At 69.7% G+C, this 25,455-nt stretch carries 24 protein-coding genes; 4 read left to right on the top strand and 20 right to left on the bottom strand.

Going from position 1 to position 25,455, the window contains the following annotated elements:
- Positions 1–33 precede the first annotated feature (33 nt).
- Positions 34–1,902 carry a molecular chaperone HtpG gene (gene htpG / locus AB4112_RS28365; RefSeq protein ID WP_309798941.1) on the top strand — a complete coding sequence of 623 codons (1,869 nt, stop codon included), beginning with the start codon at positions 34–36 and terminating at the stop codon, positions 1,900–1,902.
- A gap of 163 nt (positions 1,903–2,065) precedes the next feature.
- Here htpG and AB4112_RS28360 read toward each other — a convergent pair whose 3' ends face one another.
- The 5 genes from AB4112_RS28360 to AB4112_RS28340 all read right to left on the bottom strand — a co-directional run bounded on the left by AB4112_RS28360 (position 2,066) and on the right by AB4112_RS28340 (position 5,204).
- A complete protein-coding gene (locus AB4112_RS28360; RefSeq protein WP_441724421.1) occupies positions 2,066–3,214 on the bottom strand; it encodes an adenylate/guanylate cyclase domain-containing protein in 1,149 nt (382 codons plus the stop codon).
- A gap of 29 nt (positions 3,215–3,243) precedes the next feature.
- Positions 3,244–3,861 carry an MlaC/ttg2D family ABC transporter substrate-binding protein gene (locus AB4112_RS28355; protein WP_441724419.1) on the bottom strand — a complete coding sequence of 206 codons (618 nt, stop codon included), beginning with the start codon at positions 3,859–3,861 and terminating at the stop codon, positions 3,244–3,246.
- 130 nt (positions 3,862–3,991) lie between these two features.
- Positions 3,992–4,438 (bottom strand): hypothetical protein, encoded by a 447-nt coding sequence (locus tag AB4112_RS28350; protein WP_309798947.1) that lies wholly within the window; start codon positions 4,436–4,438, stop codon positions 3,992–3,994.
- A gap of 11 nt (positions 4,439–4,449) precedes the next feature.
- The gene (locus AB4112_RS28345) at positions 4,450–4,761 is read right to left on the bottom strand and encodes a DUF883 family protein (protein ID WP_441724417.1); all 312 of its coding nucleotides are present in this window, start codon (positions 4,759–4,761) and stop codon (positions 4,450–4,452) included.
- Between the two features lie 218 nt (positions 4,762–4,979).
- On the bottom strand, positions 4,980–5,204 hold the full coding sequence (locus AB4112_RS28340; RefSeq protein WP_309798951.1) for a YMGG-like glycine zipper-containing protein: 225 nt from the start codon (positions 5,202–5,204) through the stop codon (positions 4,980–4,982).
- Between the two features lie 379 nt (positions 5,205–5,583).
- Between AB4112_RS28340 and AB4112_RS28335 the strand changes: the two genes are divergently transcribed.
- Positions 5,584–7,263, top strand: coding sequence for a sensor histidine kinase (locus AB4112_RS28335; RefSeq protein ID WP_441724415.1), 1,680 nt, complete (start codon positions 5,584–5,586; stop codon positions 7,261–7,263).
- 6 nt (positions 7,264–7,269) lie between these two features.
- On the opposite strand, the gene AB4112_RS28330 is transcribed toward AB4112_RS28335, so the two are convergent.
- The 5 genes from AB4112_RS28330 to AB4112_RS28310 form a co-directional block, all read right to left on the bottom strand.
- Positions 7,270–7,776, bottom strand: a complete 507-nt coding sequence (locus tag AB4112_RS28330; protein WP_441724413.1) for an RNA polymerase sigma factor — start codon at positions 7,774–7,776, stop codon at positions 7,270–7,272.
- A 248-nt stretch (positions 7,777–8,024) separates the two neighbouring features.
- Entirely contained in the window at positions 8,025–9,065 is a 1,041-nt protein-coding gene (locus AB4112_RS28325) for a histone deacetylase family protein (protein WP_441724411.1), read from the bottom strand.
- A gap of 86 nt (positions 9,066–9,151) precedes the next feature.
- Positions 9,152–11,059: a potassium/proton antiporter gene (locus tag AB4112_RS28320; protein ID WP_441724409.1), complete on the bottom strand. Its 1,908-nt coding sequence runs from the start codon at positions 11,057–11,059 to the stop codon at positions 9,152–9,154.
- Between the two features lie 188 nt (positions 11,060–11,247).
- On the bottom strand, positions 11,248–12,315 hold the full coding sequence (locus AB4112_RS28315) for a quinone-dependent dihydroorotate dehydrogenase (RefSeq protein WP_309798961.1): 1,068 nt from the start codon (positions 12,313–12,315) through the stop codon (positions 11,248–11,250).
- Positions 12,312–12,653 carry a DUF952 domain-containing protein gene (locus AB4112_RS28310; protein ID WP_309798963.1) on the bottom strand — a complete coding sequence of 114 codons (342 nt, stop codon included), beginning with the start codon at positions 12,651–12,653 and terminating at the stop codon, positions 12,312–12,314. Before AB4112_RS28310 ends, AB4112_RS28315 begins: the two co-directional genes overlap by 4 nt.
- Before the next feature lie 370 nt (positions 12,654–13,023).
- On the opposite strand from AB4112_RS28310, the gene AB4112_RS28305 reads away from it, so the two are divergent.
- Positions 13,024–13,227 (top strand): hypothetical protein, encoded by a 204-nt coding sequence (locus AB4112_RS28305; protein WP_309798965.1) that lies wholly within the window; start codon positions 13,024–13,026, stop codon positions 13,225–13,227.
- Here AB4112_RS28305 and AB4112_RS28300 read toward each other — a convergent pair.
- From AB4112_RS28300 to AB4112_RS28280, 5 genes are all read right to left on the bottom strand, one after another.
- Positions 13,211–15,223, bottom strand: a complete 2,013-nt coding sequence (locus AB4112_RS28300; protein WP_441724406.1) for a sensor histidine kinase — start codon at positions 15,221–15,223, stop codon at positions 13,211–13,213. The two genes, AB4112_RS28305 and AB4112_RS28300, sit on opposite strands and share 17 nt — an antisense overlap.
- Before the next feature lie 155 nt (positions 15,224–15,378).
- Entirely contained in the window at positions 15,379–15,585 is a 207-nt protein-coding gene (locus AB4112_RS28295) for a hypothetical protein (protein WP_441724404.1), read from the bottom strand.
- Between the two features lie 79 nt (positions 15,586–15,664).
- Positions 15,665–16,711 (bottom strand): alpha/beta fold hydrolase, encoded by a 1,047-nt coding sequence (locus AB4112_RS28290; RefSeq protein WP_441724402.1) that lies wholly within the window; start codon positions 16,709–16,711, stop codon positions 15,665–15,667.
- A gap of 40 nt (positions 16,712–16,751) precedes the next feature.
- A complete protein-coding gene (locus AB4112_RS28285) occupies positions 16,752–18,044 on the bottom strand; it encodes an epoxide hydrolase family protein (RefSeq protein ID WP_441724400.1) in 1,293 nt (430 codons plus the stop codon).
- 131 nt (positions 18,045–18,175) lie between these two features.
- Positions 18,176–19,360 carry a thioredoxin family protein gene (locus tag AB4112_RS28280; RefSeq protein ID WP_441724398.1) on the bottom strand — a complete coding sequence of 395 codons (1,185 nt, stop codon included), beginning with the start codon at positions 19,358–19,360 and terminating at the stop codon, positions 18,176–18,178.
- A 256-nt stretch (positions 19,361–19,616) separates the two neighbouring features.
- Between AB4112_RS28280 and AB4112_RS28275 the strand changes: the two genes are divergently transcribed.
- Positions 19,617–20,069 carry a MarR family winged helix-turn-helix transcriptional regulator gene (locus tag AB4112_RS28275; RefSeq protein ID WP_309798977.1) on the top strand — a complete coding sequence of 151 codons (453 nt, stop codon included), beginning with the start codon at positions 19,617–19,619 and terminating at the stop codon, positions 20,067–20,069.
- Between the two features lie 21 nt (positions 20,070–20,090).
- On the opposite strand, the gene AB4112_RS28270 is transcribed toward AB4112_RS28275, so the two are convergent.
- From AB4112_RS28270 to AB4112_RS28250, 5 genes are all read right to left on the bottom strand, one after another.
- The gene (locus AB4112_RS28270) at positions 20,091–21,512 is read right to left on the bottom strand and encodes a sensor histidine kinase (protein ID WP_441724396.1); all 1,422 of its coding nucleotides are present in this window, start codon (positions 21,510–21,512) and stop codon (positions 20,091–20,093) included.
- Positions 21,513–21,567: 55 nt separating this feature from the next.
- Positions 21,568–22,257: a winged helix-turn-helix domain-containing protein gene (locus tag AB4112_RS28265; protein WP_441724394.1), complete on the bottom strand. Its 690-nt coding sequence runs from the start codon at positions 22,255–22,257 to the stop codon at positions 21,568–21,570.
- 270 nt (positions 22,258–22,527) lie between these two features.
- Positions 22,528–23,472: a choline ABC transporter substrate-binding protein gene (gene choX, locus AB4112_RS28260; RefSeq protein ID WP_309798983.1), complete on the bottom strand. Its 945-nt coding sequence runs from the start codon at positions 23,470–23,472 to the stop codon at positions 22,528–22,530.
- A gap of 40 nt (positions 23,473–23,512) precedes the next feature.
- Positions 23,513–24,004 carry a thioesterase family protein gene (locus AB4112_RS28255; RefSeq protein WP_441724392.1) on the bottom strand — a complete coding sequence of 164 codons (492 nt, stop codon included), beginning with the start codon at positions 24,002–24,004 and terminating at the stop codon, positions 23,513–23,515.
- A gap of 172 nt (positions 24,005–24,176) precedes the next feature.
- A complete protein-coding gene (locus tag AB4112_RS28250; RefSeq protein ID WP_309798986.1) occupies positions 24,177–25,337 on the bottom strand; it encodes a D-alanyl-D-alanine carboxypeptidase family protein in 1,161 nt (386 codons plus the stop codon).
- Between the last annotated feature and the right edge of the window lie 118 nt (positions 25,338–25,455).

Here is a 25,455-nt window from a genome sequence, read left to right as displayed (position 1 = left end):
CGGCATCGACGAGAAAGCAGCCGGGACCCTGAGATGGATCATCCGAAGACCGACGAGACCCTGTCCTTCCAGGCTGAAGTCAGCCGCCTCCTCGAGATCGTCGCGCATTCGCTGTACAGCCAGAAGGAGGTGTTCCTCCGTGAGCTGATCTCGAACGCGTCGGACGCCTGCGACCGGCTGCGCTACGCCGCGATCACGACGCCGGAGCTGCTGGCCGGCGATGCCGACTACCGCATCACCTTGGCGGTCGACCGCGAGGCGCGCACCCTGACCGTCGCTGACAACGGCATCGGCATGGGGCGCGAGGACCTCGTCGGCAATCTCGGCACCATCGCCCGGTCCGGCACCAAGGCCTTCCTCGACACGCTGTCGGGCGACGCCAAGAAGGATGTCGGACTGATCGGCCAGTTCGGCGTCGGCTTCTACTCCGCCTTCATGGTGTCGCGCGAGGTCGAGGTGTTCTCCCGCCGCGCCGGCGAGGAGCAGGGCTGGCGCTGGGTGTCCGACGGCAAGGGCAGCTTCACCGTCAGCCAAGCCGACGACGTCGCCCGCGGCACCCGCATCGTCATGCATCTGTCGGACGGCGAGGACGAGTTCCTGGAGCCGCTGCGGCTGCGCCAGATCGTCAAGACCCACTCCGACCACATCGCCGTCCCGATCGTGCTTGTCGAGGCCGAGGGCAAGCAGGAGACGCTGAACCGCGCCTCGGCGCTGTGGACCCGGCCGAAGGCCGAGATCACACCGGAGCAGTACAAAGAATTCTACCACCACGCCGCCCATGCCTACGACGAGCCGTGGCTGACCGCGCATTGGAAGGCGGAAGGCGCGATCGAGTACACCTCTCTGCTGTTCGTGCCGACCAGCCCGCCCTTCGACCTGTGGGAGCCGGACCGCAAGCACCGGGTGAAGCTGTATGTCCGCCGGGTGTTCGTGACCGAGGCGGCGGACGGGCTGATCCCGCCCTATCTGCGCTTCCTGCGCGGGGTGATCGACAGCGAGGACCTGCCGCTCAACGTCAGCCGCGAGATGCTGCAGTCGAACCCGACCGTGACCAAGATCCGGCAGGGCGTGACCAAGAAGGTGCTGGCCGAGCTGAACCGCAAGGCCAAGGACGACCCGGCCGCCTATGCCACCTTCTGGACCGCCTTCGGCGCGGTGATGAAGGAGGGGCTGTACGAGGATCGCGAGCAGCGCGACGCGCTGCTGCCGCTGATGCGCTTCCGCACCACCAAAGGCGACGATCTGGTCAGCCTGGAGGAGTATGTCGGCCGGATGCGGCCGGGCCAGGACGAGATCTGGTACATCACCGGCGACGACGCCGCGGCGCTGGCCCGTTCGCCGCAGCTCGAGGGCTTCCGCGCCCGCGACATCGAGGTGCTGCTGTTGACCGACCCGGTCGACGAGTTCGCGGTGCCCTCGCTGGGCGAGTTCGAGGGCAAGCCGTTCAAATCGGCCACCCGCGGCGGCGCCGACCTGTCGAAGGTCGAGGCCCCGGCCGAGGCGCCGAAGCCCGAGGCCGGCGGCGAGGGGCTGGACAGCCTGATCGCCACGCTGAAGCTGGCGCTGACCGGCCAGGTCAAGGATGTGCGCGTGTCGCAGCGCCTGACCGACAGCGCGGTCTGCCTGGTCGCCGACGAGGGCGACACCGACCTGCATCTCGAACGGCTGCTGAAGCAGCACCGCCGGGTCGAGAGCGGTGCCAAGCGCATCCTCGAGGTCAATCCCGGCCACGCGCTGATCCGCCGCCTCGCCGAGCGTGCGGGCAACGGTGGCGAGGGGCTGGAGGACTGCGCCTTGCTGCTGCTGGACCAGGCGCGGATCATCGAGGGCGAGCCGCTGCCCGACCCGGCCGCCTTCTCCCGCCGCCTGTCCGACGCCCTGGTGCGCGGCCTCGCGGCCTGAGGCCACCCGCCCTCTCCTGCGAGCCGTCCCCCCCTCTGTCATTGCGAGGAGGCGAAGCCGACGAATCCATCCATGGCGCCGGTGCGGGCTGCCCAATGGATTGCTTCGCTGCGCTCGCAATGACGAGGGAGGGGGCGGCGCTGAAGCGGCGATGCCCGTCTGCTCACGCCTGGATCGCGAACACCGGCTGCGGGTCGGCCAGGCCGCGGATCGGGTGCGCGCCGAGCGGCTCGGCGGATCCGCCCCAGGCCTGCCGGAACGTGTCGGAGCACACGGTCGGGCGGTCGAGCTGCTTGGCCAGGGCTTCCAGCCGGCTGGTCAGGTTGACCGCGGGGCCCAGCACGGTGAAGTCCAGCCGGTCGGGGCTGCCGATATTTCCATACAGCACCGGCCCGAGATGCAGCGCCGCGGCGAAGGCCACCGGCTCGGGCCCGGCGGCCAGGCCCCGGTGGATCGCCCGCACCGCGCCGACCGCGGCCTCGCAGGCGGCCGCAGCGCTGCCGGCCTGCTCGACCGGGAAGATCGCCAGCACCCCGTCGCCGAGGAATTTCAGCACGTCGCCGCCACGGTCGACGATGGCCTGGGCGACGGTCTCGAAATAGCGGTCCAGCACCGCCAGCACGGCGGCCGAGGTCAAGCGCTCGGACAGGGCGGTGAAGCCGCGCATGTCGACGAACAGGATCGCGGCATCGACGGCGACGACATCGCCGCGGCGGATCGCGCCGGCTGCCACGCGGTCGGCAGGGCCGACGCCCAGATAGGTGCGCAGCAGGCTGGCGGCGGAGCGGCGCATGGCGGTCGGCTCCATCGCCGCCGCCAGCGGGTGGCGCAGCCGCTCCAGCACCGCCGCCTCGTCTGCGGTGAAGCCGCCGGGCCGGTCGGTGACGAAGCTCGCCACCTGCACCGTCTCGTTGCCGTAGACGATCGGCACCGCGACATAATCGGTGCCGCCGGCCTCGGCCAGCTCATGGAAGATGGTGTGATCGTCCGGCCCCAGCCCGGCCAGCGGGCGGTGCAGCGGCTGCCGGCTCTCCAGCACCGCTTGGTATGGGCTGCCGAGGAAGGCGCTGGTGGCCAGCACCTTGCGGTCGATGACGAAGTCCTCGCCGCCCCGGGCCGTGGTCCACACCACGCCCCAGGCGGTCAGCAGCGGATGGGTGATGCTCTGGCCGATCCGCACCCGCTGCAGCGGCAGGCCGGCGGCGATCAGGCGGCGGCAGAAGCCGTCGACCAGCGCCACCGGGTCGGCCAGCAGCCGGCCTTCGGCCACCAGCCACTCCGCGACGTCCTTGCCGCCTTCCGTCACCGTCATGGCATCCGTCCCGGCCAGGCTCCGGTGGATCAGCCGCCCGCGCGCTGGCGCATCGCCTGCAGCAGGCCGTCGATGCTGCCGCCGTTCTGGGCGATCACCGAGGCGAATTCGTCGCGCTGGGTCACGCTCATGCTGACCCGGGCGACGATGACGTCGACCACCTTGTAGCTGCCGCCGGCCTGGCGCACGCGCCAGTCGACCTGGATCGGCGGGCCGTCCTTCTGCCGGATCTCGGTTCCGACCAGGGTGTCGCCGCTGCTGCCGACCGGGCGGGTGCCCTTCACCACCAGGGTCTCGCCCTGGTAGTTCTGGAACCGGCGGGAATAGGTCTCGATGATCATCCGCTCGAACAGCTGCATGTAGTCCTGCTGCTGCTGCGGGGTCGCGCTGTTCCAGTAGCGGCCGAGCACGAAGCGCCCGATCGTCGGCAGATCGAAGCCCTGGTTCAGGATCCGGGTGAATTCGGCCTGGCCCTGCGCCGTCCCGGCGCCGCCGGCCTGGAGGATGCCGATCGCCCGCTTGGCCATGTCGTCGATGAAGGACGCGGCCGGGTCGGTCTGCGCCGCCGCCAGCCGCGGCAGCCCCGCCAGAAGCAGCCCTGCCGTCATCATGGCGCCTGCGGTCAGCACCGTCCGTCTGTTGATCATGTCTCGACCTTTGTTTTTCTGGGATACCGAAACCCTTCCGCCCCCGGCCCTGGAGCCGGGGCCCCCGCGGAGGAGGGCGCGGGATTATAATCGAATCCCCGGCAAGGTCATGAGGGAACCTGGTCGCAACCTAGTCGCGGCGGCGACGGCCCTGCAGGATCGGCAGGGCGCCCATCGCGACGCCCACCACCAGCGCGGCCAGCGCGGCCTTCGGCGCCATCTTGGCCGCGGTCAGCCCAAGGCCGGCAGCGATGCCTTCAAGCCCGGCCGCTGCGGCCGCCGGGGGCGGGGCCGGCCGGCGACGCGGGGCGCGGCCGGCGAGGACGGCGATCAGGGCGACGATGGCGGCGAGGCCCAGGGCGATCAGCCCGACCACCAGGGCGGCTCCGGCCGGCCCCAGCTGCGGCAGCAGCAGGTAGAAGCCCGACCAGGCCAGCAGCACCAGGGCGATCACCACCAGCACGAAGGCGAACAGCAGCAGCCCGGCCGCGATGCAGGCCCGCCGCAGCGCCCGGCCGAGCCGCAGGCGCTGGCGGGCGGCCATGGCGCCGAGCAGCGCGCCGCCGAGATCCATCATCTCGCCTTGCCTCAGCGGTCCAGCAACTTGCCGATGACGAGACCGACGCCGAAGGCCACGAGGATGCTGGCGATCGGGTTCTGCTCGATCCGCTCCTCCAGCGCCGCGATGCCGTCCTCGCCCTGCGTCCGCGCGCTCTCGGCGAAGCGCTGGGCCCGGTCCTTGGCGGCATGGGCCGCCTCGTTGATCCTGGCGCCACCGGCCTTGGCCTCGGCGGTCGCGGCGTCGCCCAGCGTGCGGGCCAGCGAGGCGATGTCGTCGCGGATCTTGCCGAGATCGGCGCGCAGCGTGTCGAGTTCCTGGTCCAAATTCCGCGTGGCCATGTCTCTGTCCTCATTCGGTTGGACGGGCGCGCCGCGCCGCAAAAATGGAAAGGGGACGGACGGTGACCGTCCGTCCCCTTCGTCGGCAGTCACCATAGAGACCCCAATCCCGCCACGTCTGCATCTTTTGACGCCTGGCGCGATTCAAGCCTCTCTCCGACATCGGCGGGCGGAGAACCGCCCGCCGATGTCGGCTCAGAGGACCGACAACGTGAAAATCAGCAGCGGCCGACGGCGTGGCAATTGGTGGCCGCGCCACCGACGGCGCCGACCGCACCGCCGATCAGGGCGCCCGTGCCGATGTTGCCGCCGGTGATCGCGGAGATGCCGGCGCCGGCGCCGGCGCCGAGCGCGCCGCCGGTGAGGGCGCGGGTGCCCGGGTCGCGACCACAGGCCGCGAGCGCGAGGGTGGCCGCCAGCACGATCATGGTTGGTTTCAACATTCTCTTCTCCATCTCAAGCGCCAGTCAAAGCCAGCACTTCACAACTGAAAAACAGATTGCGCATAACTTTGTTCCCATTTCCATTGGTGACCATTCTGTGGCTCGGCGATGGCATTTCGATGGCCCGTCCCGTAGAAGGCGACAGAATCCGCCATGTCGCGCCGGCAGGACGAACGGCCGGGACAGGACCCGGATCGCCCGGCATCATGCCGGCCGTCGCGGCCGGAGACAGGGCGAAGGAATTGGGGGCGCATGGCTTGCGCTTCAGGATGGGGACGATGACGGAGGCATCGGGACGTGGCAGAGGCGATGATGACAAGGGCGGGCGGTCCGGGTCGCGACGGCGGTGCCCGACGATGACGTCCGGGGTCCCGCCGACATGAATCTGCTGTCGCGCCTGTTCTTCCTGGTCGTCCTCGCCGTCGCGCCCGGGATCGTCCTGCAGGGCTACAACGAGTATGCCCTGCGGATCGCCCGGACCAACGAGATCCAGGACGATGCGATCCGGCTGGCGAATGTCGCCGCCGGGGCGCAGTTCCGCATCGTCGACGGGGTGCGCCAGCTGCTCGCCGCCATGGCCCGGGTGCCGGCGATCCGCGAAGGCCAGGGCGGGCGCTGCACCGAGGTGGTCGACGACCTCCGGTCGGAGGTGCCGAGCCTGACCGCCATCGCCGTGGTCGATGCCGACGGCAACCTACTGTGCGGGGCCAACCACACGGCGGCGATCTCGACCTCGGTCGGCCATCAGGGCTTCTTCCAGCGCGCGCGGGAGATCCGCGGCTTCGCCGTCGGCGGCTTCGCCACCACCGACGCGGTCGGCGAGAAGGTGCTGCACGTCGCCTATCCGATCTTCGACGGCGACAGCTTCCAGGGCGCGGTGGTGGCGGCGCTCAGCGTCGACGCCATGGCCGCCGCGATCAACATCGACACCGAATCGCGCAGCGCGGTGATCACCATCACCGACCGGGCCGGGGTGGTGATGTCGCGGCTGCCCGGGCCCGACAGCGGCTGGATCGGGCGCCAGGTGCCGGAGCCGTTCCTCGACCTGCTGGCGTCGCCGCAGGCCGGCTCGGTCACATCGGGCGCCCTGGACGACACGGTGCGGATCTACGGCTACGTGCCGATGCGGTCGGAGGAGCTGGACCTCTTCGTCCTGGTCGGCATCGACCGGGCGGCCGCCTTCGCCACGATCGATGCCGCCACCCAGCGCGGCATCGCCATGATCGTCGCCGGCCTGCTGGTCTCGCTCGCCGCCGCGGGCATCGGCGGGCGGCTGTTCCTGCTGCGGCCGATCGACCGGCTGCTGTCGGCCGCCCGGGAGTGGCAGCGCGGCAACCTCAGCGCCCGCGTCCCGCTGCGCCACGGCCGCGACGAGTTCGGGCGGCTCGGCCTCGCCTTCGACAGCATGGCGGAGAAGATCGAGCAGAACCTGAAGCAGAAGGACCTGCTGCTGCGCGAGATCAACCATCGCGTGATGAACAGCTTCCAGCTGCTGTCCAGCCTGTTCGGGCTGCAGGCGCGGCGGGCCAGGACGCCGGAGGCGAAGCAGGCGCTGGCCGAGGCCAACGACCGGATCCAGGCCCTGGCCATCGTCCACCGCCGGCTCTACGCCCATGCCGCCGTCGACCGGGTCGAGGTGAAGAGCTATCTGACCGGGCTGTGCGACGACCTGTCCCGCGCGCTGCTGCCCGACAACGGCAGCAAGGAGATCGTGATCGACGCGGTGGAGGCGGACCTGCCGCCGTCGCGCATCGTGCCGCTCGGGCTGATCGTCAACGAGCTGGTGACCAATGCCGTGAAATACGCCTTCCCCGACCGGCGCGAGGGCCGGGTGGAGATCGGCTTCGGGCACCGGGCCGAGGGCGGCTATCGCCTGACCGTCGCCGATGACGGGGTCGGCCTGCCCGAGGGCAAGCCGCCGGCCAACGGCACCGGGCTCGGGATGATGGTGCTGCAGGCGCAGGTGCGGCAGCTCGACGCCGCCATCGACATCGCCAGCAGCCCGGCCGGCACGCGCTTCACCATCGACATCCCGGATCAGCGCGATCCGGAAGCTTAGAGACCGTCAATGCGCCGTCGCGACGGCCTCGCGCAGGCTCAAGCGGGCGCGGGCCAGGCGCGACCGGATGGTGCCGACCGGCACCCGGAAGCGCTCGGCCGCCTGCTCGTAGGATTCGCCACCGACGGCCACGGCCTCCAGCACGTCACGATGGATCGCCGAAAGCCTGGGCCAGCGCGCCGCGATCTCGCGCAGCTCGACCGCCTGGGTCTGGGACGGCGGGGTCACGGCATCCCAATCGTCGATCGGGACCATGATGGCCTGGTTGCGCTTGCCGACCACGTTCTGCGACAGGTGCAGGCGGCGCATCATGACGACCAGCCACGCCATGATGTTGGTGCCCGGCTGCCACAGATGCAGCTTGAGGGCGGCCCGCACCATGGTCTCCTGGACCAGATCGTCAGTGTCGGCGCTGTTTCGGGTCAGGGACCGCGCATAGCGGCGCAGGTCGGGAATGCAGGGAGCGACGATTTGCAGGAATTGTCGCTCTGTCGCGGCGGAGATGGCCGTCATGGCATCGCATCCTGTTGTCGTTGATGCGAACTAAACGAAGCAGACCGGCAGATGTTCCGCTCTAATTTTGCCACGAACCGCATCGTCGGCGACAAATAGATGGATCGTCTTTTATATGTGCCTCAAATCCGGCGATATCCGGCTCGATCCTAACAAATGTTTATATTGGGGAAATTGTGCGATCTCGCGCTGATATTGCCAGAGCGGCTGCGGATACTGGCGGTATCCGCAGCCGCGACACGGGTCTCTCAGCGCGTCGATGCCCCCAGCGCCTGCAGCAGGTTCGAGACGTTGACACCCAGCGCGTCGACGGCGTAGCCGCCCTCCATCACCGTCAGCGTCGGCACGCCCAGGCCGCGGCCCAGGATCTCGCCCATCCGGGTAAAGTCGTCGCTGTTCAGCTTGAACTGCGAGATCGGGTCCTCCTGGAAGGTGTCGGCGCCGAAGGACAGCACCACCGCATCCGGCCCGTAGTCGCGGATCCGCGCCAGCGCGGCGTCCAGCGCCTCGCGGTAGCGGTCCCAGGTCGTGCCGAACGGCATCGGCAGGTTCAGGTTGAAGCCTTCGCCGGCGCCTTCGCCGCGCTCCTCGGCATAGCCGAGATAGTAGGGGTATTCGACATTCGGGTCGGCGTGCAGCGACACGAACAGCACGTCGTCGCGGCCGTAGAAGATCTCCTGCGTGCCGTTGCCGTGGTGGTAGTCGATGTCCAGCACGGCGACGCGAGCGGCGCCGTTGTCGCGGAACCACTGCGCCGCCACCGCGGCGTTGTTGAAGAAGCAGTAGCCGCAATAGACGTCGGTCGAGGCATGGTGCCCCGGCGGCCGGCACAGCGAGAACACAGGCCTGCCGTCGGCCGCCACCTGCTTTGCTCCGCTCAGGGCGACGTCGACCGAGCTCAGCGCCGCGCGCCACGTGCCGGCGGTGATCGGGGTGCCGCAATCGCTGGCGTAGTAGCCCAGCTTACCCTCGATCGAGCTCGGGATGATCTGGCGCATGTTGCGCACCGCCCAGTTGGTCGGCAGCGCGTCGATCTCGCCATGCTGGGCCGCCCACTCGTCCCAGGCGGTCTCCAGGAAGCGGATGAAATGGGGGGCGTGCACCCGGGCGATCGGGTCGGTGCCGAAGCGCTCCGGCGCCCGCACCTCGCCCAGGCCGACCGCCTGGATCCGGGCCAGGATGGTCTCCGCCCGCTCCGGCTTCTCCACCACCGGGATGAAGTGCCCGCCGGTCAGCTCCACCTTGCCGTGTTGCAGCCGGTGGTCCTCGGAATAGATCGTCAGCATCATGTCCCCGCTTTTCCCTGTCGCCGGGCGACGATAGCGGATGCGCGCGGGCGCCGGAACGGGGATCGTCCGACCTTTGGGGCCGCGGCTCAGTCTGGCCGGCCGGTGCCTTCGGGCACTGCCGGCGGCACCTCGGCGTCCGGTCGCGGCGCCGGATCGGCAACCACGGCCTGGGGTGGCGGCGCGGCCCGCCGGGCCCGCCTTTCGCGCAGCCGCCGCCGGAACCAGGCCGCGATCTCCGACAGGTTCTGGAACACCGGCAGCTTCGGCTGGGCGCCGCGGCTCGGCTCCAGCGCCAGCCCGACCTCGGTCACCAGGTTCTCGTCGTCGACGGCGCGGACGATCAGCTCGACCCCGCCGACCGGCAGCCGGTCGCCGATCTCGACCCGGCCGCCGAAGGCGTCCTGCAGGAAGGCGCCGGCGCTGCGGGTCTCGCCCGGTTCGGGCAGGGCGAAGCCGTAGCTCTCCGCCACCTCGGCCAGGGGGGCGTCGGCGTTCAGGGTGAAGTCGCCGAAGAAGTCGCGGTCGTCCTCGGCCAGCCGCATCGGGGTGGCGAACAGCCGGTCCAGCAGCCGGACCTGCTGCGGCGGGGTGAAGATGTAGACCTGGTCGCCGCTTTGCAGCCGCCCGGCATGGTGGATGTCGACCGACTGGCCGTCGCGCACGATCAGGGCGGGCCGGGCCCAGCGCGGGATGCGCTCGCCGCGGGCCACCGGGCTCTGCGCCGCGATGCGATAGACCACCAGCTCGTGGTTGGCGCGGCCCGGCAGCTCCAGCTCGACGCGGTCGACCGGGCCGATCCGCGGCGGCACGATCAGGCCCAGCCACTTCGCCAGCGGCCGGATGGTCCAGCCCTGCAGCAGCAGCGAGAACACCACCACCAGGAACACGCCGTTGAAGATCACCCGCCCCTCGGGCAGCTGCGCGATCAGCGGCAGGATGGCCAGCAGGATCGACACCGCGCCGCGCAGCCCGACCCAGGCGACGAAGGTGGTCTCGTTGCGCGAGAAGCCGTAGGGCAGCAGGCACAGCCACACGGCGATCGGCCGGGCCACGAAGGTCAGCACCAGGGCCACGCCGAGCGCCGGCAGGAACACCGCCGGGAACTGCGACGGCGTGGCCAGCAGGCCCAGCGTCAGGAACATGCAGATCTGGGCCAGCCAAGTCATGCCGCTCTGGAACCGGCGCAGCAGGGCCGAGGCGCGCAGCGTGGCGTTGCCCGCGACCATGCCGGCGACGTAGACGGCGATGAAGCCCGACCCGTGCAGCATGCCGGTGGCGGCGAAGATCAGCAGGGCGAGGCTGAGCACGATCACCGGATACAGGCCGGGGTCGAGGGCGACCCGGTTGATCACGCGCACGATCAGGAAGCCGCCGGCCAGGCCGATGGCGATGCCCAGCCCGGCCTCCAGCGTGAAGCTGGTGGCCAGCGCCCAGGTCAGGCTGGCCGCGCCGGTGCCGGCCCTGACCGCTTCGACCAGCGCCAGGGTCAGGAAGATGGCGATCGGGTCGTTGCTGCCGGATTCGATCTCGAGGGTCGAGCGCATGCGATCGCGCAGGGTGATGCCGCCGACCCGCAGCAGGAAGAACACCGCCGCCGCATCGGTCGAGCTGATGATCGCGCCGGTCAGCAGCGACACGGGCCAGCCGAAGCCGAAGATCAGGCGGACGGCGATCGCGGCCAGGCCGGTGGTGATCAGCACGCCGATGGTGGCCAGGGTCAGGGCCGGGGCCGCGGCGGCCCGGAAGCTCTGCAGCCGGGTCTCGAAGCCGCTGTCGAACAGGATCAGCGCCAGCGCCACGCTGCCGATGAAATAGGCCACCGGCGCATTGTCGAAATGGATCTGGCCGATGCCGTCCTCGCCGGCGCCGAGGCCGACCGCCAGGAACACCAGCAGCAGGGGGGCGCCGACCCGGAACGAGATCAGGCTGGTGAAGACGCTGAGGGCAATGAGTCCCGCCGCAACGAGAATGGCGAGGTTCATCGCCTCGATCATAGGGCCCTCTTCACCGTTCCGGGATCGCGGTCGCAGGAGCGCGACTCGCATCCCGCAGTCCATCCCAGAAAGTTGACCGAAATCAGGCCCGATGGCGAGGATTCAGTCCCGCCCTCCGGCGCAAAGCAGGGCCTCGGTCCGGCGCCTTCATCGCGGCGGCGGCGCGCCTGCACCGCTGATCTCCGGCGTCAGCGCAGGTCGGCGCCCACCGCCTCGGCCACCGAGCGGAAGCCGTCGGCGCGCAGCCGGTCGGCCAGGTCGCGCTTGATCGCGCCCACCAGGTCGGGGCCGCGATAGGCCAGGGCGGTGTAGAGCTGAACCAGGCTGGCGCCGGCACGGATCTTGGCATAGGCGTCGGCGCCGCTGGACACTCCCCCGACGCCGACCAGCGGCAGTCGTCCGGCCAGCAGCTTCGCCATGCGGCGCAGGACCAGGGTCGATGGCGCCATCAACGGTTGGCCGCTAAGGCCGCCGGGTTCGCCGGCCAAGCTCGGCGGCAGGCCGCCGGGGCGGGCGATGGTGGTGTTGGACACGATCAGCCCGTCGATGCCGGCAGCCAGGGCGACCTCCGCGACGTCCTCCAGATCCTCCGGCGTCAGGTCTGGGGCGATCTTGACCAGGATCGGCGGCCGCGCCGTCTCCTCCGCCCGTGCCGCGGTCACCGCGGCCAGCAGCCGCTCCAGCGGCACCCGGCTCTGCATCGCCCGCAGCCCGGGGGTGTTGGGCGACGAGATGTTGACCACGAGATAGTCGGCCAGCCGGGCGAAGGCGCGGATGCCGGCGGCGTAGTCGGCATCCGGGTCGCGGCTGGTCTTGTTGCGGCCGACATTGACGCCGAGAAGCCCGGGCGCGGCGGCGCCGTTGACGCGCCGGGTCTCCAGCCGCGCCGCGGCGGCGGCATGGCCGCGGTTGTTGAAGCCGTAGCGGTTGATCAGCGCCTGCTGCTGCGGCAGGCGGAAGGCGCGGGGCCGCGGATTGCCCGGCTGGGCCCGCGGCGTGACGCTGCCGATCTCGACGAAGCCGAAGCCCAGCCGCAGCATCGGGTCCACCACCTCGGCGTCCTTGTCGAAGCCGGCGGCGAGGCCGATCGGGTTGGCGAAGCGCCGGCCCCACAGCGTCACCGCCAGGATCGGGTCGTCGGGGTCGGACGCAGCGGGGCCGAGGCCGAGCCGCAGGGCGGCCAGGGTGGCGCGGTGCGCCGCCTCGGGCGGCAGCGCCTTCAGCAGCGGCGCGGCCAGGCTGAACAGCAGGCTCACGGGACGGGCGGGAACACGTGCCGGCCGTCGACCAGCGGCAGCGGCGCCACCCTGGTCACCGCCGCCAGAGGCAGCTCGGCGTATAGATGCGGGAACAGGGCGCCGCCGCGCGACGGCTCCCACCGCAGCGCGTCACCCAGCGCGGCCACGTCCACTGCCACCAGCACCAGGTCGGCCTGGCCGGCGAAGTAGCGTGCCGCGGTCTCCCCGGCCTGCTCCGCGGTGGAGAAATGGATGAAGCCGTCGCGATGGTCGACGGCGGAGCCGCGATAGGCGCCGGCGGCTTCGGCATCCCGCCATTCCGCCGCGCTGCAGATCTTGTAGATGTGTCCGGTCATGGCGGCCGACCCTAGGGGCGCGCCCGGGGCCCGTCAATCGCGGGCGGGGCGGGTGGGCGCGTGAAGGGCTGGCCGGATCGGGGTGCGGCGGCAGGGCCTCGCCACCCGTTGGGATGGATCGTGAGCGTTGCAGAATGCGAACCGTATGTGGGTGCACGTCGCAAATTGCGAAATCCGGGAGGTGTTCGAAAAGGCGATCAGATCGATAGTATTAAGTGTTGGGGGAAATATGTATGATTATTTCAAATCACCCTCTTCTGGCTGATCCCGCGCCGAGTCGGCGATGCCGCCGACCCTGTCCGAAAGTTGGCACGGCGATTGCACCTCCTCCTGGCATTAACCTGGGAGGTTTCCAATGGGCGACATTGCGATGACGAATAGTATGACGGTGGTCGAGATGAAGACCCCGATGACTTATGCCCTCGACATGGTGGCGGCGATGGGCGACCCCGGCATTACCACGGTTCCGACCAAGCCGACCGCCAGCATGCTGGCCGCCGGCGCCCGGGCGGGCGGCGTCACCGTCGAGGTGGCGTGGCGCGTGTTCCAGTCGATGGTCAACGTCGCCGACTGATCCCCCGGCCCGCGTTCAGCGAAGCCGGCTCGTCGAGAACAGCCCCGTCGCCGGCATGCGGACCGGCGGCGGGGCTGTTCTCGTCGGGGACGCGGGTCGGCAGCAGGATGGTGATGCGGGTGCCGACCTCCGGCTCGCTGTCGATCATCAGCATCCCGCCATGGCTTTCCACCAGCGCCTTGGCCAGGGGCAGGCCCAGGCCCGACCCCTCGCGCGGCCGGCGCGACAGCCGGCGGGCCTGGCGGAACGGCTCCAGCGCCAGCGCGATCTCCGCCGCGCTCATGCCGATGCCGGTGTCGGCCACCGTGATCCGGATCGACCGGGCCACCGCCACGGCGTCGACCGTGACCTGGCCGCCATCCGGCGTGAACTTCACCGCGTTGGTCAGCAGGTTGATCAGGATCTGGCGCAGCCGCAGCGGGTCGGCGTTCAGCGGCGGCAGGTCCGCGGCCACCCGCTGCTCGATGCGGATGCCCAGCGCCTCGGCGCGCTGGGCCACCAGGCTGACCGCGTCGCGGATGTCGCTTGCCAGGTCGACCGGCTCGATCTGCAGGTCGAGGCGCCCGGATTCCACCCGCGACAGGTCGAGCACGTCGTTGACCAGCGCCAGCAGGTGCTGGCCCGACCGGTGGATGTCGTCGGCGTAGCTGCGGTAGCGTTCGGGCAGCGGGCCGAGATGGGCGTCCCGGATCAGCTCGGAAAAACCGAGGATCGCGTTCAGGGGCGTCCGCAGCTCGTGGCTCATATGGGCCAGGAAGGTGGTCTTGGCTTGGTCCGCCGCCTCGATCGTCTGCATCGCCTCGCGCATCCGTTGCTCGGCCACGCGTTCGGCGGTGATGTCGAGATGCACCACCACGGCGCCCACCGCCCGGCCCTCGACGATCGGCGCCGCCAGCAGTCGGATGGTGCGCTCCGCCGCGCCGGCACCGAGCCTGTACTCGACCGGCGCTGCCGGCTGGATACCCTGGACCACGCCGGCGAGATGCACCCTGACCTCGGCACCGGCGCCGCCGGCGGCGTCGCTCAGCGCGAAGTAGTCCTCGCCCGGGCGGGACCCGCCGCCGACGAAGCGCTCGCGCTCGCCCGGCCACTGCCACAGCGGGTTGGCGGTCAGGATGAGGCCGCGCTCGTCGATCAGGGCCAGCGGCGTCGGCAGCGCGTTCAGCGTGGCGGCATAGCGTTCGCCCAGGATGGCCAGCTGCCGGTGCGCCTGCAGTTCCATGATCCGGCGGTCCAGCCGGGTCGCGATCAGGGCCAGGGCGAAGACGATGATGTCGGCCGCGGTGATCAGCCCGGCCAGAATCGCGGGCGGCACCGGGGTGGCGGCGCGGGCGATGGCGGCGTAGGCGGCCGGGTCGGGCATGAAATGCGCCGCGGCCATGCCGGTGAAGTGCATGCCGGCGATCGCCGCCCCCATCATCACTGCGGCCAGCACCCGATGCATGCGGCGGATGTCGGACAGGGCCAGATGCAGCGCCGCGGTGGCGGCGACCACGGCGACCAGGATCGACAGCACCACGAACACGGGATCGTAGGCGATGTGCCCCGGCGCCACGATCGCGGCCATGCCGACATAGTGCATGCCGGCGATGCCCAGCCCCATGCACAGGCCGCTGGCCAGCAGCGGCAGCGGCGCCGTGCGCTGTTCGCCCGGCGGGATGGCGCCCCCCAATGTGGCGACGGTGAAGCCGGCGCCGGTGGCCAGCACGGCGATCAGCAGCGACAGCAGCGTCAGCCGCAGGTCGTAGTCGAAGTTGACCGGCAGGCGCATCGCCAGCATGGCGATGAAGTGCATCGACCAGATGCCGCCGCCCATCGCCACCGCCCCGCCCAGCAGCCACAGCAGCCGGGCCTCGCCGCGGGCGATGCGGATGCGCTTGCCGAGATCGAAGGCGACGTAGGAGGCGAGGACGGCAACCAGGATGGCGAGCGCGGCCAGCCAGAGGTCCTGCCCGGGCAGCAGGGAATGGTGAAGACTATCGCCAGTGAAATCCATCGCCGTTCCGGTCGGCCGGGCCTGCGGCCGGGAAACGGGAAATCCGGCTGTCCAGCATGCCGGGAAGTGTAACCGCGGCGGGGAGGCGTGGCTATGGGGAGGGGCGGCAGCCCGGCTCCCCGACCGCGCTGCCGTCGATCGCCCGTCTCAAAGGCTCAGGGACGGGTGTCGGGAACCGCTACGAGGCTCGGCAGCGGGGTGTCGACGTGAATGGCCGGTGCCGGCTGGGACGCCAGCGGGGCCACCGGGGCGGGGGCGTAGCTGAGATGCTCAGCCACCGCGGCGCAGGACACGGCGAAGCTGCCTGCGGCGCCGAGCATGGTGCCCAGGACCAGGCGGCGAAGGGTCGACAGGCGGTTCATGGGACTCTCTTTCTTTCGATGAGCGGAGGGGCGTGGCGGATCGGCCGCGATCCGCCACGCGGCCTTCGGCTGGGTCGGATCAGAACCGATCGACGTCGACGATCGCCTGGGCGAAGGCCTGCGGGGCCTCCTGCGGCAGGTTGTGACCGATGCCGCCGGTCAGGGTCCGGTGCTCGTAACGGCCCGAGAACTTCTTGGCATAGGCCGCGGGCTCCGGGTGCGGGGCGCCGTTGGCGTCGCCTTCCATGGTGATCGTCGGGATGGTGATCACCGGTGCCGCGGCCAGCCGCTTCTCCAGATCGTCATAGCGCGCCTCGCCCTCGGCCAGACCCATCCGCCAGCGGTAGTTGTGGATCACGATGGCGACATGGTCCGGATTGTCGAGCGACGCCGCGCTGCGGTCGAAGGTGGCGTCGTCGAAGGCCCAGTTCGGCGAAGCCTCCTGCCAGATCAGCCGCGCGAAGTCGCGCCGGTTCTCGTCATAGCCCTGCCGGCCGCGGTCGGTGGCGAAGTAGAACTGGTACCACCAGTCGTGCTCGGCCTTCGGCGGCAGTGGGCGCTTGCCGGCCTCGACATTGCTGATGAGATAGCCGCTGACCGAGACCAGGGCCTTGCAGCGCTCGGGCCACAGCGCCGCCATGATGCAGGCCGTCCGCGCACCCCAGTCGAAGCCGGCGACGGTCGCCTGCCGGATCTTGAGCGCATCCATCAAGGCGATGATGTCGCTGGCCACGGCCGATTGCTGGGCCTGGCGGACCGTCGAATCCGACAGGAAGCGGGTGGTGCCGTGGCCGCGCAAATGCGGCACGATCACCCGGTAGCCGGCCGATGCCAGCAGGGGCGCGACATCGACGAAGGCATGGATGTCGTAGGGCCAGCCATGCAGCAGCACGACCACGGGACCATCGGGGTGCCCGACCTCGGCGTATCCGACGTTCAGGACGCCGGCATCGACCTGCTTCAGCGGGCCGAACGACGTGTTCGTCCCGGGCTTGACCGCAGCCACGGCAGCCGTCTTGGCGGATTGCGCCTCGGCCGCCCCGATCATGCCGAGCTGGGCGGCGGCCAGGGTCATGGCCGCGGTGCCGAAGAAGCGGCGGCGCTGGTGGTTGATGTCTTCGGACATTCGTCTCTCTCCAGTGGAGGGTGGCACGGCGTTGCCGGGATCAGCGCAGCGACCGGAAGGCGGCGCGGATCTCGGTGCTGAACAGCTCGGGCTCTTCCCAGGCCGCGAAGTGACCGCCCTTGTCGACCTCGTTGAAGTAGATGAGCTTGTGGTAGCTGCGCTCAACCCAGCTGCGCGGCGCCTGATAGATCTCGCCGGGGAACACCGTCACCGCCGCGGGCAGCGAGATGTCCACCGCGTTGAAGTTGTTGGAATGGTCCTCCCAGTAGATCTGGGCGGCCGAGGTCGAGCTGTCGGTGAGCCAGTAGAGCGAGATGTCGTCCAGGATCTCGTCCCGGGTCAGCGACCGCTCGGGGTCGCCGCCGCTGAAGGTCCATTGCGCGATCTTGTCATACATCCAGGCGGCCTGGCCGACCGGCGAATCCACCAGCGAATAGCCCAGGGTCTGCGGCCGGGTCACCATCATGGCGGCATAGGCGGAGTTGTTCTTGTAGAAGTCGTTCAGCTTGTCATAGGCCGCCTTCTCCTTGGCGGAGAGGCCGGCCGGGGCCGGCAGACCCTGCGCCAGAAGCGGCTGCAGCTCGGCCGGCACGGTCGCCGGCATGTTGACATGGATGCCGATCAACCCCGGCACCCGCTGCATCGCCATCCGGTGCGAGACGACGGAACCGCAATCGCCGCCCTGGGAGACGAAGCGCGTGTAGCCCAGGCGGCCCATCAGCTCGCCCCAGGCGCGCGCGATGTGGTCTGAGCCCCAGCCGGTCTCCTGCGGCTTGCCCGAAAAACCGAAGCCGGGCAGCGACGGGACCACGAGATGGAAGGCATCCGCGGCGCTGCCGCCATGGGCGGTGGGATCGGTCAGCGGGCCGATCACCTTCAGCAGCTCCAGGATCGAGCCCGGCCAGCCATGGGTCATGATCAGCGGCAGGGCATCGGGGTGTTTCGACGACACATGGATGAACTGGATGTCGAGGCCGTCGATCTCGGTCACGAACATCGGCAGGGCGTTCAGCTTTGCCTCCACCTTCCGCCAGTCGTACTCCGTGCCCCAATAGCGGACGAGCTTCTGCAGCCGCGCCAGCTGGACGCCCTGGGACTGGTCGGCGACGGTCTCCCTGGCCGGCCACCGCGTCGCCAGGATGCGGCGGCGGAGGTCGGCGAGGTCCGCGTCCGGGACGGCGACCTGGAACGGGCGGATGCCGCTGCCGCTGGCGGCCGCGGCCTGGCGCACCGGGAACAGGCTGAAGGCGCTGGCGGCCGAGGCGGCGAGCATGGCCGTGGCCGAGGTGGCGAGAAAGCCACGCCGGGTCGGCGAGGACAGGTCTTCGGACATGATCATTCCTTTGATGGCACAGCGTGGCTTGGCCGTCGGTGGACAGTTTGCCCGCCAATCTAGCGTCGAGGCCGCGGCGGTGCTTTCCCAGAACTGCCGCGGTTTGCAGCCGATTGCTGTGCTCGACAGTCCTATCCGAAGGTGAAGACGTAGGCGCGGACACCGGGGTCGAGGAACTCGATCTCGAAGGTCCGGTCCGCGACCGGCCCGGCCTGCCGGACCAGCTGGTACAGGCGATCGTCGCGCACGGTCCCCCATCCCTCGGCGTCGATGTCGGAGCCGTGGTCGGCCCCGGGTGCGGCGCCGTCGATCCTGACGCGGAAGCGGACGGATTGGCCGGGAGAGGGCGGGGCCAGCACGAGATGGAGGTCGCGGGCGTGGAATCGGTAGGCGATGCGGCCGGACGCCTCGTCCAGGGTCGCGAACTCGCCCCCGACCGTCCACAGCCCCGCCAGGTTCCAGCGGTTCAGTGGCAGCGCCGATACGCCGCGGTAGAGGCTGGGGGCATCGGCGGTGACGCCACCGGGCGACGCGAAGCCCCGGGCCTGGTCATAGCCGAGATAGGTCTCGCCCGAGCCGAGATCCGATTCGTCCGGCGCAACCTGCGGCCCCGCGGCAGCGATGGTGGCGGCGGTGTCGGGCATGGGGGCGTCGCCGGCTTCGGACAGCAGCTGCTGGATCAGCTTTTCCGATTGGTCGTAGCCGCCCTCGCCCAGCGCGCGGCCGCGGACCCGGCCGTCGGCGCCGATGAAGTACAGCGCCGGCCATGCCGCGTTGTCGAAGGCCCGCCACAGCTTGAAGTCGTTGTCGATCACCACGGGATAGCCGACGCCGAGCGAGGCTGCGGCCTTGCCGACATTGCCGACATTCTTCTCGAAGGCGAATTCCGGCGTGTGCACGCCGATGACCACCAGCCCACGATCCTTGTAGGTCTCCGCCCAGGCCCGGACATAGGGCAGCACCCGCAGGCAGTTGATGCAGGAATAGGTCCAGAAGTTCACCAGGACGACCTTGCCGCGCAGGTCCTCGGCGCGCAGCGGCGGTGAGTTCAGCCATTGCGGTGCCCCCAGCAGCGACCCCAGCGGGCCGGGCAGGGCAGGGGCCGCGGCATAGGCCGTGGTGCCCATGGCCAGGGTGGTGCCGGTGGAGGACCAGCGGGCCGGCAGGTCGGCGCCGAAGCCGAGCCAGAGAGCCGCGGCGCCGGCGACCATGGCTGCGCCGAGGATGCGGCGCCGGCCCCGCCGCACCGACCGGCTGACGGCGGCCAGGGCGATGGCGGATACGCCGGTGAGAGAGGCGAGGATGGAGAGCGTCATCGGTGACACCGCCTGGAAGGCAACAGGACTGGGATGAGGGCTGCGGCGCAGCGGCCTGGACCAGGTTGATCTCGACGCCGATGCACGTTTTCGATCTGGCCCATGGCCGGGGTCCTTGCCGAAAGTTACCTCAAAATCGTATCCGATCTAATCGGATGCGAGTTATATAAGTTAGGCGGACCCGATATGTCAATCTTCCGATTAAATCGCATCCGATATATAACGACAAACCGACCCCATGCTCGCGAGACCCCAGATGACCGCCGCCGATCCGCCGAACCCCAAGCTGTCCGACTTCCTGTGCTTCGCCATCTATTCGGCCAACCTCGCCTATGGCCGCGCCTACAAGCCGATCCTGGAGGAGCTCGGCCTGACCTATCTCCAGTACATCGCGATCGTCGCGCTGTGGGAGCAGGACGGGCAGACCGTCAGCGGCCTGGGCGAGAAGCTCTTCCTCGAATCCAACACGCTGACCCCCATGCTGAAGAAGCTGGAGAGCCTGGGCTATGTCACCCGGCAGCGCGATCCCGCCGATGAGCGCCAGGTGATCGTCAGCCTGACCGAAGCCGGCCGCCGCATCCGGGAGAAGGGCCTGACGATGAATCTGGTGAAGGCCTCGGGCCTGACGCCCGAGGAGTTCCCGAAGATGCAGAAGGCGGTCACCACGCTGCGCGACAACCTGCTGAAGGAAGCGCGACGGGCGCGGTGACAGTCCGCGGCGGTGTCCGTTTCAGCTGTCCGCCGTCCCTCGGATCCGCATCCGGTCCCAAACCCCCTGCCGGTGCCCCGCGGGCGGCGCGTCGCCCATCGGCCGCGCCGCCGCGGCGGTCCGGCCGGCCGAACCGACGGCCTGCGGCTTGGCGAGGTCGCCGAAGTCCAGGGTCACCGCCAGGCCAGGATGGTTGTCCGACAGCGTCACCCGGACGTCGTGCAGCTGCGCCACCGCCGACACCAGGCTCAGGCCCAGGCCGCTGCCCGGGGTCATGCGGCTGGCGTCGAGCCGGAAGAAGCGCTGGAACACCTTCTCCCGCGCCGTCTCGGGGATGCCGGGGCCGGTGTCGCGGACGATGCCGACCAGGCCGGCCGGGCCCGGCATCAGCGACACCGTGATCTCGGTCCCGGCCGGGGTGTGGCGGATGGTGTTCTCGACCAGGTTGGCCAGCATCTGGGTCAGCAGCTGGCGGTCGCCGCGGATCGACAGGCCGGGCGCCACCGTGCCGGTCAGTCGGTGCCCGACATCGTCGGCCACCGGGCCGTAGGTGTCGATGATGGTCTCGAACAGTCCGGAGAGGTCGACCGGGGCGAAGCCCTCGCGCCGCGCCCCGGCCTCGATCTGGGCGATCCGCAGCAGCGCCGCGAAGACGCCCAGGATGCCGTCGATGTCGGTCACGGCGCGGTCGACCGCGGCGTCGTAATCCTGCGCCGAGGCGGCCTTCAGCCGCGCCAGCTCCAGCCGCTGGCGCATGTGCGACAGCGGTGTGCGCAGGTCGTGCGCGATGTCGCTGGAGACCTGGTGCAGCCCCTGCATCAGCTGCTGGATGCGGTCCAGCATGGCGTTCAGATTGTCGGCCAAGCGGTCGAACTCGTCGGCCTTGCCCTTGGTCGGCACCCGCTCGTGCAGATGCCCGTCCATGATGTGGCGGGTGGCGGTGTTCACCGCCTCGACCCGGCGCAGAAAGCGGGCGCTGAGCACCAGCCCGCCGGCCAGGGCCAGGATCACCGTCGCCGCCGCCCCGGCCAGGAAGAATCGGGTGATGCCCTCCTGCAGTTCGTCGAGGTCGTGGGTGTCGCGGCCGATGAACAACTGCAGCCCGTCGTCGAGGTCGACCCCGAGGCCGCGGACGTTGCGCGTCTCCTTGGTCCCGCTGTCGGTCGATTCCAGCGGGATGTCGCTCCAGCCCGCGGCCCCGGCGATCGGGCGGAGGTTGCCGGCGAGCATGTGGCCGGCCCGGTCCTGCAGCACGTAGTAGAAATAGTCCGGGTCGATGTCGGCGACGCGGTCGTTGATCGCCTTGGCGACGTCGGCGGGGTCCTCGCCGGCCACCGCATCCCGCACGGCCTTCATCTCGGAGCAGATCGACAGGTCGATCTGGTGGTCCGAATAGCGCGTCATCGCGACATAGACGATGCTCGACACCGCGATGATCGACACGCTGAACAGCGCGGCGAAACCGGCCGCCAGCCGAAAAGTAGCCGTTCGGACGAGTCTAGCCAGGATCACGGAGACAATACCCCACGCCGCGGACGGTATCGAGCAAGGGCGCGTCGAAGCCGCGGTCGATCTTGCTGCGCAGCCGGCTGATATGGGTCTCGACGACCGTGGTCTGCGGCTCGAAATGGAATTCCCACACATGCTCCAGCAGCATGGTGCGGGTGACGATCTGGCCGGAATGCCGCATCAGGTATTCCAGCAGCTTGAACTCGCGCGGCTGCAGGTCGATCGCCTGGCCGGCCCGGATGGCGGTGCGCTTCAGCAAATCGACCTCGAGGTCGGCGACCTTCAAGGAGGTCTCGACCGCGGCGGCGCCGGCCCGGCGGGCCAGGGCGTCGATCCGGGCCAGCAGCTCCGCCAGGGCGAAGGGCTTGACCAGATAGTCGTCGCCGCCCGCGTTCAGCCCCTCGACCCGGTCGCTGACGCCGCCCAGCGTGGTCAGGAACAGGATCGGCACCGCATCATTGCCGGCGCGCAGCCGGCGGGCCACGCTCACTCCGTCGATGTCGGGCAGCATACGGTCGATGATCAGGAGGCCGTGATGGCTGCCCGGGCGGGCAGCCGAAGCACGGGCCAGCCCGTCGGCGCCGGTGACGCAATGCTCGACGACATGGCCGGCCTCGCGCAGGCTGCTGATGATGTGCTGCGCGGTTTCGAGGTCGTCTTCGATCAGAAGGATCTGCATGTGCGGCTGAAGCTCTCGGACGTCGGATCGCAGGCGTGACGAAATGGACCACGCCGGAAGAGAGCCTGCGCACGCTCCCGTCGGCACGTCGCACGTCCTGACGGTGCCGCGGGCGAATGACCCGGTCGAGAGAATATTTTGAAAGGGAGCCGCGGCGTACTTACGTTTCGGTAATGCGCCGGCCATCCTCCGGCGTGGGTAGGCGGAGCGGCGGGCAGCCGCCGCGTCCTAGCAAAGTGGGGGCGGCGAGACAGCCGCCGCCCCGGCATCTCAGCCCTTCAGCGAGGCCTTCACCGCGTCGAGGCCTGGCTTGCCGTCCAGCGTGGTGACGCCGTCGAGCCACTTGGTCAACAGATCGGGATTGTCGTTCAGCCACTTCTTGGCGGCGGCGTTCTGGTCCATGCCGCCGTCCAGGATCATCGACATCATCTGGTTTTCGGTGTTCAGGTCGAAGGTCAGCTGCTTGACGAATTTCTGCAGGTTGGGGCAGCCCGAGATCCATTTCTGGTTGACCAGGGTGCGCACCGTGGCGCCGCCGTAGTTCGGCCCGAAATAGGCGTCGCCGCCGGAGAGGTAGTCGATCTTGTACTTGATGTTCATCGGGTGCGGCGCCCAGCCCAGGAACACCACCCATTCGCCGCGGCGCTGGGCCCGATCCACCTGGGACAGCATCGCCTGCTCGCTGGCCTCGACCAGGTTCCAGCCGCCGAGGCCGAACTCGTTCTTGCCGATGATGGTCGACAGGTTCTTGTTGGCCGAGGAACCGGGTTCGATCGAATAGATCGACTTGCCGAACTTGTCGGCGAACTTCTGCAGGTCGGCGAAGTCCTTGACCCCGGCCTCATAGGCCTCGTGGTTGACCGCCAGCGTCACCTTGGCGTCGGCCAGGTTGGTGCCGACCAGCTCGACCCCCTGCTTCAGATAGGGGTCGACCATCTCGGTCTGCGCCGGCATCCAGTTGCCGAGGAACAGGTCGATCTGGCCGTTCTTCAGCGATTCGAAGGTGACCGCGACCGACAGCAGGTTGACGTTCGGCGTATAGCCCAGGCCGCTCAGCACGGTGCCGGCCAGCGCGGTGGTCGAGGTGATGTCGGTCCAGCCGGGATCGGACATCCGCACCGTCTTGCAGGCCGCGTCGTCGGCCAGGGCGGCCCCGGTCGGGGCCAGCGCGGCGATCGCCGCCGCTGCGAAAAGGATACGTCTTGCGCTCGTCATCTCTAGCCTCCTGTCTGGTCTGGTCGGACGGGGGCGTGGGTCAGCCCTTCTCGTCCTCCGCGGCCGCCTCATGGGCGGTGCGGATCTCGCTCAAACGGTCGTGGATCTCGGCCTCGAACGGCGCGACCTTCGGCCCGGTCGCGTCGATCGACAGGTTCAGCACCTCACTGTCCGCCACGGCGGTCCCGGTGGCGGCATGGACCATGCGGTGCTGCAGGGTGAAGCGCTTGGCGTCCAGCGCGGTCAGCCGGGTCTCGATCGTGACCTCGTCGCCGGCCCGCACCTCGTGCCGGTAGCGGATCTTCATCTCGCCGGTGAAGACGGTGCGCCGGCTGCGCGCCCGGTAGGCGGCATCGATCCCGGCATATTCGAGGAAGGCGTCGGTGGCGTGACTGAAGATCACGGCGTAGTAGCCGTCGTTCAGATGGCCGTTGTAGTCGGTCCAGTCTGCCGGCACCGCCTCGCGATGCAGCCGCAGCGGCGTGTCGATCGCCGCCTGGTCCGGGCGTCCTGTCGGGTTGTTCGCTGGCATCTGCATCCGCCGCCGGGTGATCCTCGCCGCGGCCCGCCTCTGCGGGCGGGCTTCGAATGCAGGGATGGTACGCGGCAGAGGCGCGCGGACTTGATGAAACGCGTCGCCGACCTGATCGAAGCCGTCGGCTATAGGGGTCGGGTACGCCGGGCGTGGATTGGCCGCCCGGGGCCTACAGCCCCAGCAGCAGCCCCAGCTTCATACCGATGGCGCGGAAGATCGACGCCTTCGGCGTGTCCTGAGCGGCGACCAGCGGCACCTTCCGCACCGGCCCGTCGGGCGGCGCGATCTCCAACTCGCCCAGCACCTGGCCCTTGGCGATCGGCGCCTCGATCGGCTCCTGGAACCGGGCGGTGACCTTGACCTTGTCGAAATCGGCCGGCTGCATGGTCATGGCCAGGTCCTCTGCCACCGTCACCGGCACCTTGTCCTCGGCGCCGAGCCAGACCGTGGCCTCGTCGACCGTGGCGCCGGCTTTGTACAGCGGGTACAGGCGGAACTGGTTCCAGCCCCATTCCAGCAGGCGGGCGCCCTCATCGGCACGGGACTGCATGCTGGGCAGGCCGTTGACCACCAGGATCAGGCGGCGGTTGTCGCGCACGCCCGACGCGGTCAGGCCGTAGCCGCCGGCGTCGGTGTGGCCGGTCTTGATGCCGTCGACATTCATGTCGCGGTACAGCAGCGGGTTGCGGTTCCCCTGCTTGATTTTGTTCCAGGTGAATTCCTTCTCGCTCTCGTAGCGATAGTATTGCGGGAAGTCCTGGATCATGCGGCTGGCCAGGGTCGCCAGGTCGCGCGCGGTCGAATAATGCTCCGGGTCGGGCAGGCCGTTGGACGTGACGAAATGGCTGCCGTTCATGCCCAGGGTCTTGGCCATCGCGTTCATGCGGTCGGCAAAGGCGCTCTCCGACCCCGACAGCCCCTCGGCCAGCACCACGGCGGCGTCGTTGCCCGACTGGATCAGCAGGCCGCGCAGCAGGTCCTCGACCCGGACACTGTCGCCGATCTGGACGAACATCTTCGACCCGCCGGTCTGCCAGGCCTTCTTGCTGACCGGGAATTTGGTGTCGAGCGTGATCCGCCCGTCCCGCAGCGCGTCGTAGACCAGATAGGCCGTCATCATCTTGCTCATCGATGATGTCGGCATGCGCGCATCCGCATCCCTCTCCATCAGCACCGTGTCGGTGGTGGTGTCGATCAGGATCGCCTGCTTGGCGATGGTGTCGACCGTGGCCGCCCCGGCCGGCAGCGCCGCCAGGCTGGCGACGACGAGCAGGGCGACGGTGCGGAGAGTGCGGATCGGCATGGCGATCAGGGGCGTGAGGCGGAGCATGGCCGCAGGGATACCGACATCTGGCGTCGCTGCCAACCCGCGCCTGTCGCGGCCGCATCGCCGACGGCCGGGTGTGGCCGCGGCGCATCGGCGCACCGGTCGCGCGCGGACGATTGTC

This window comes from Inquilinus sp. 2KB_23, from assembly GCF_052115705.1.
Classification (GTDB): domain Bacteria; phylum Pseudomonadota; class Alphaproteobacteria; order DSM-16000; family Inquilinaceae; genus Inquilinus; species Inquilinus ginsengisoli_A.
This window is presented reverse-complemented; position numbering and strand designations above follow the sequence as displayed.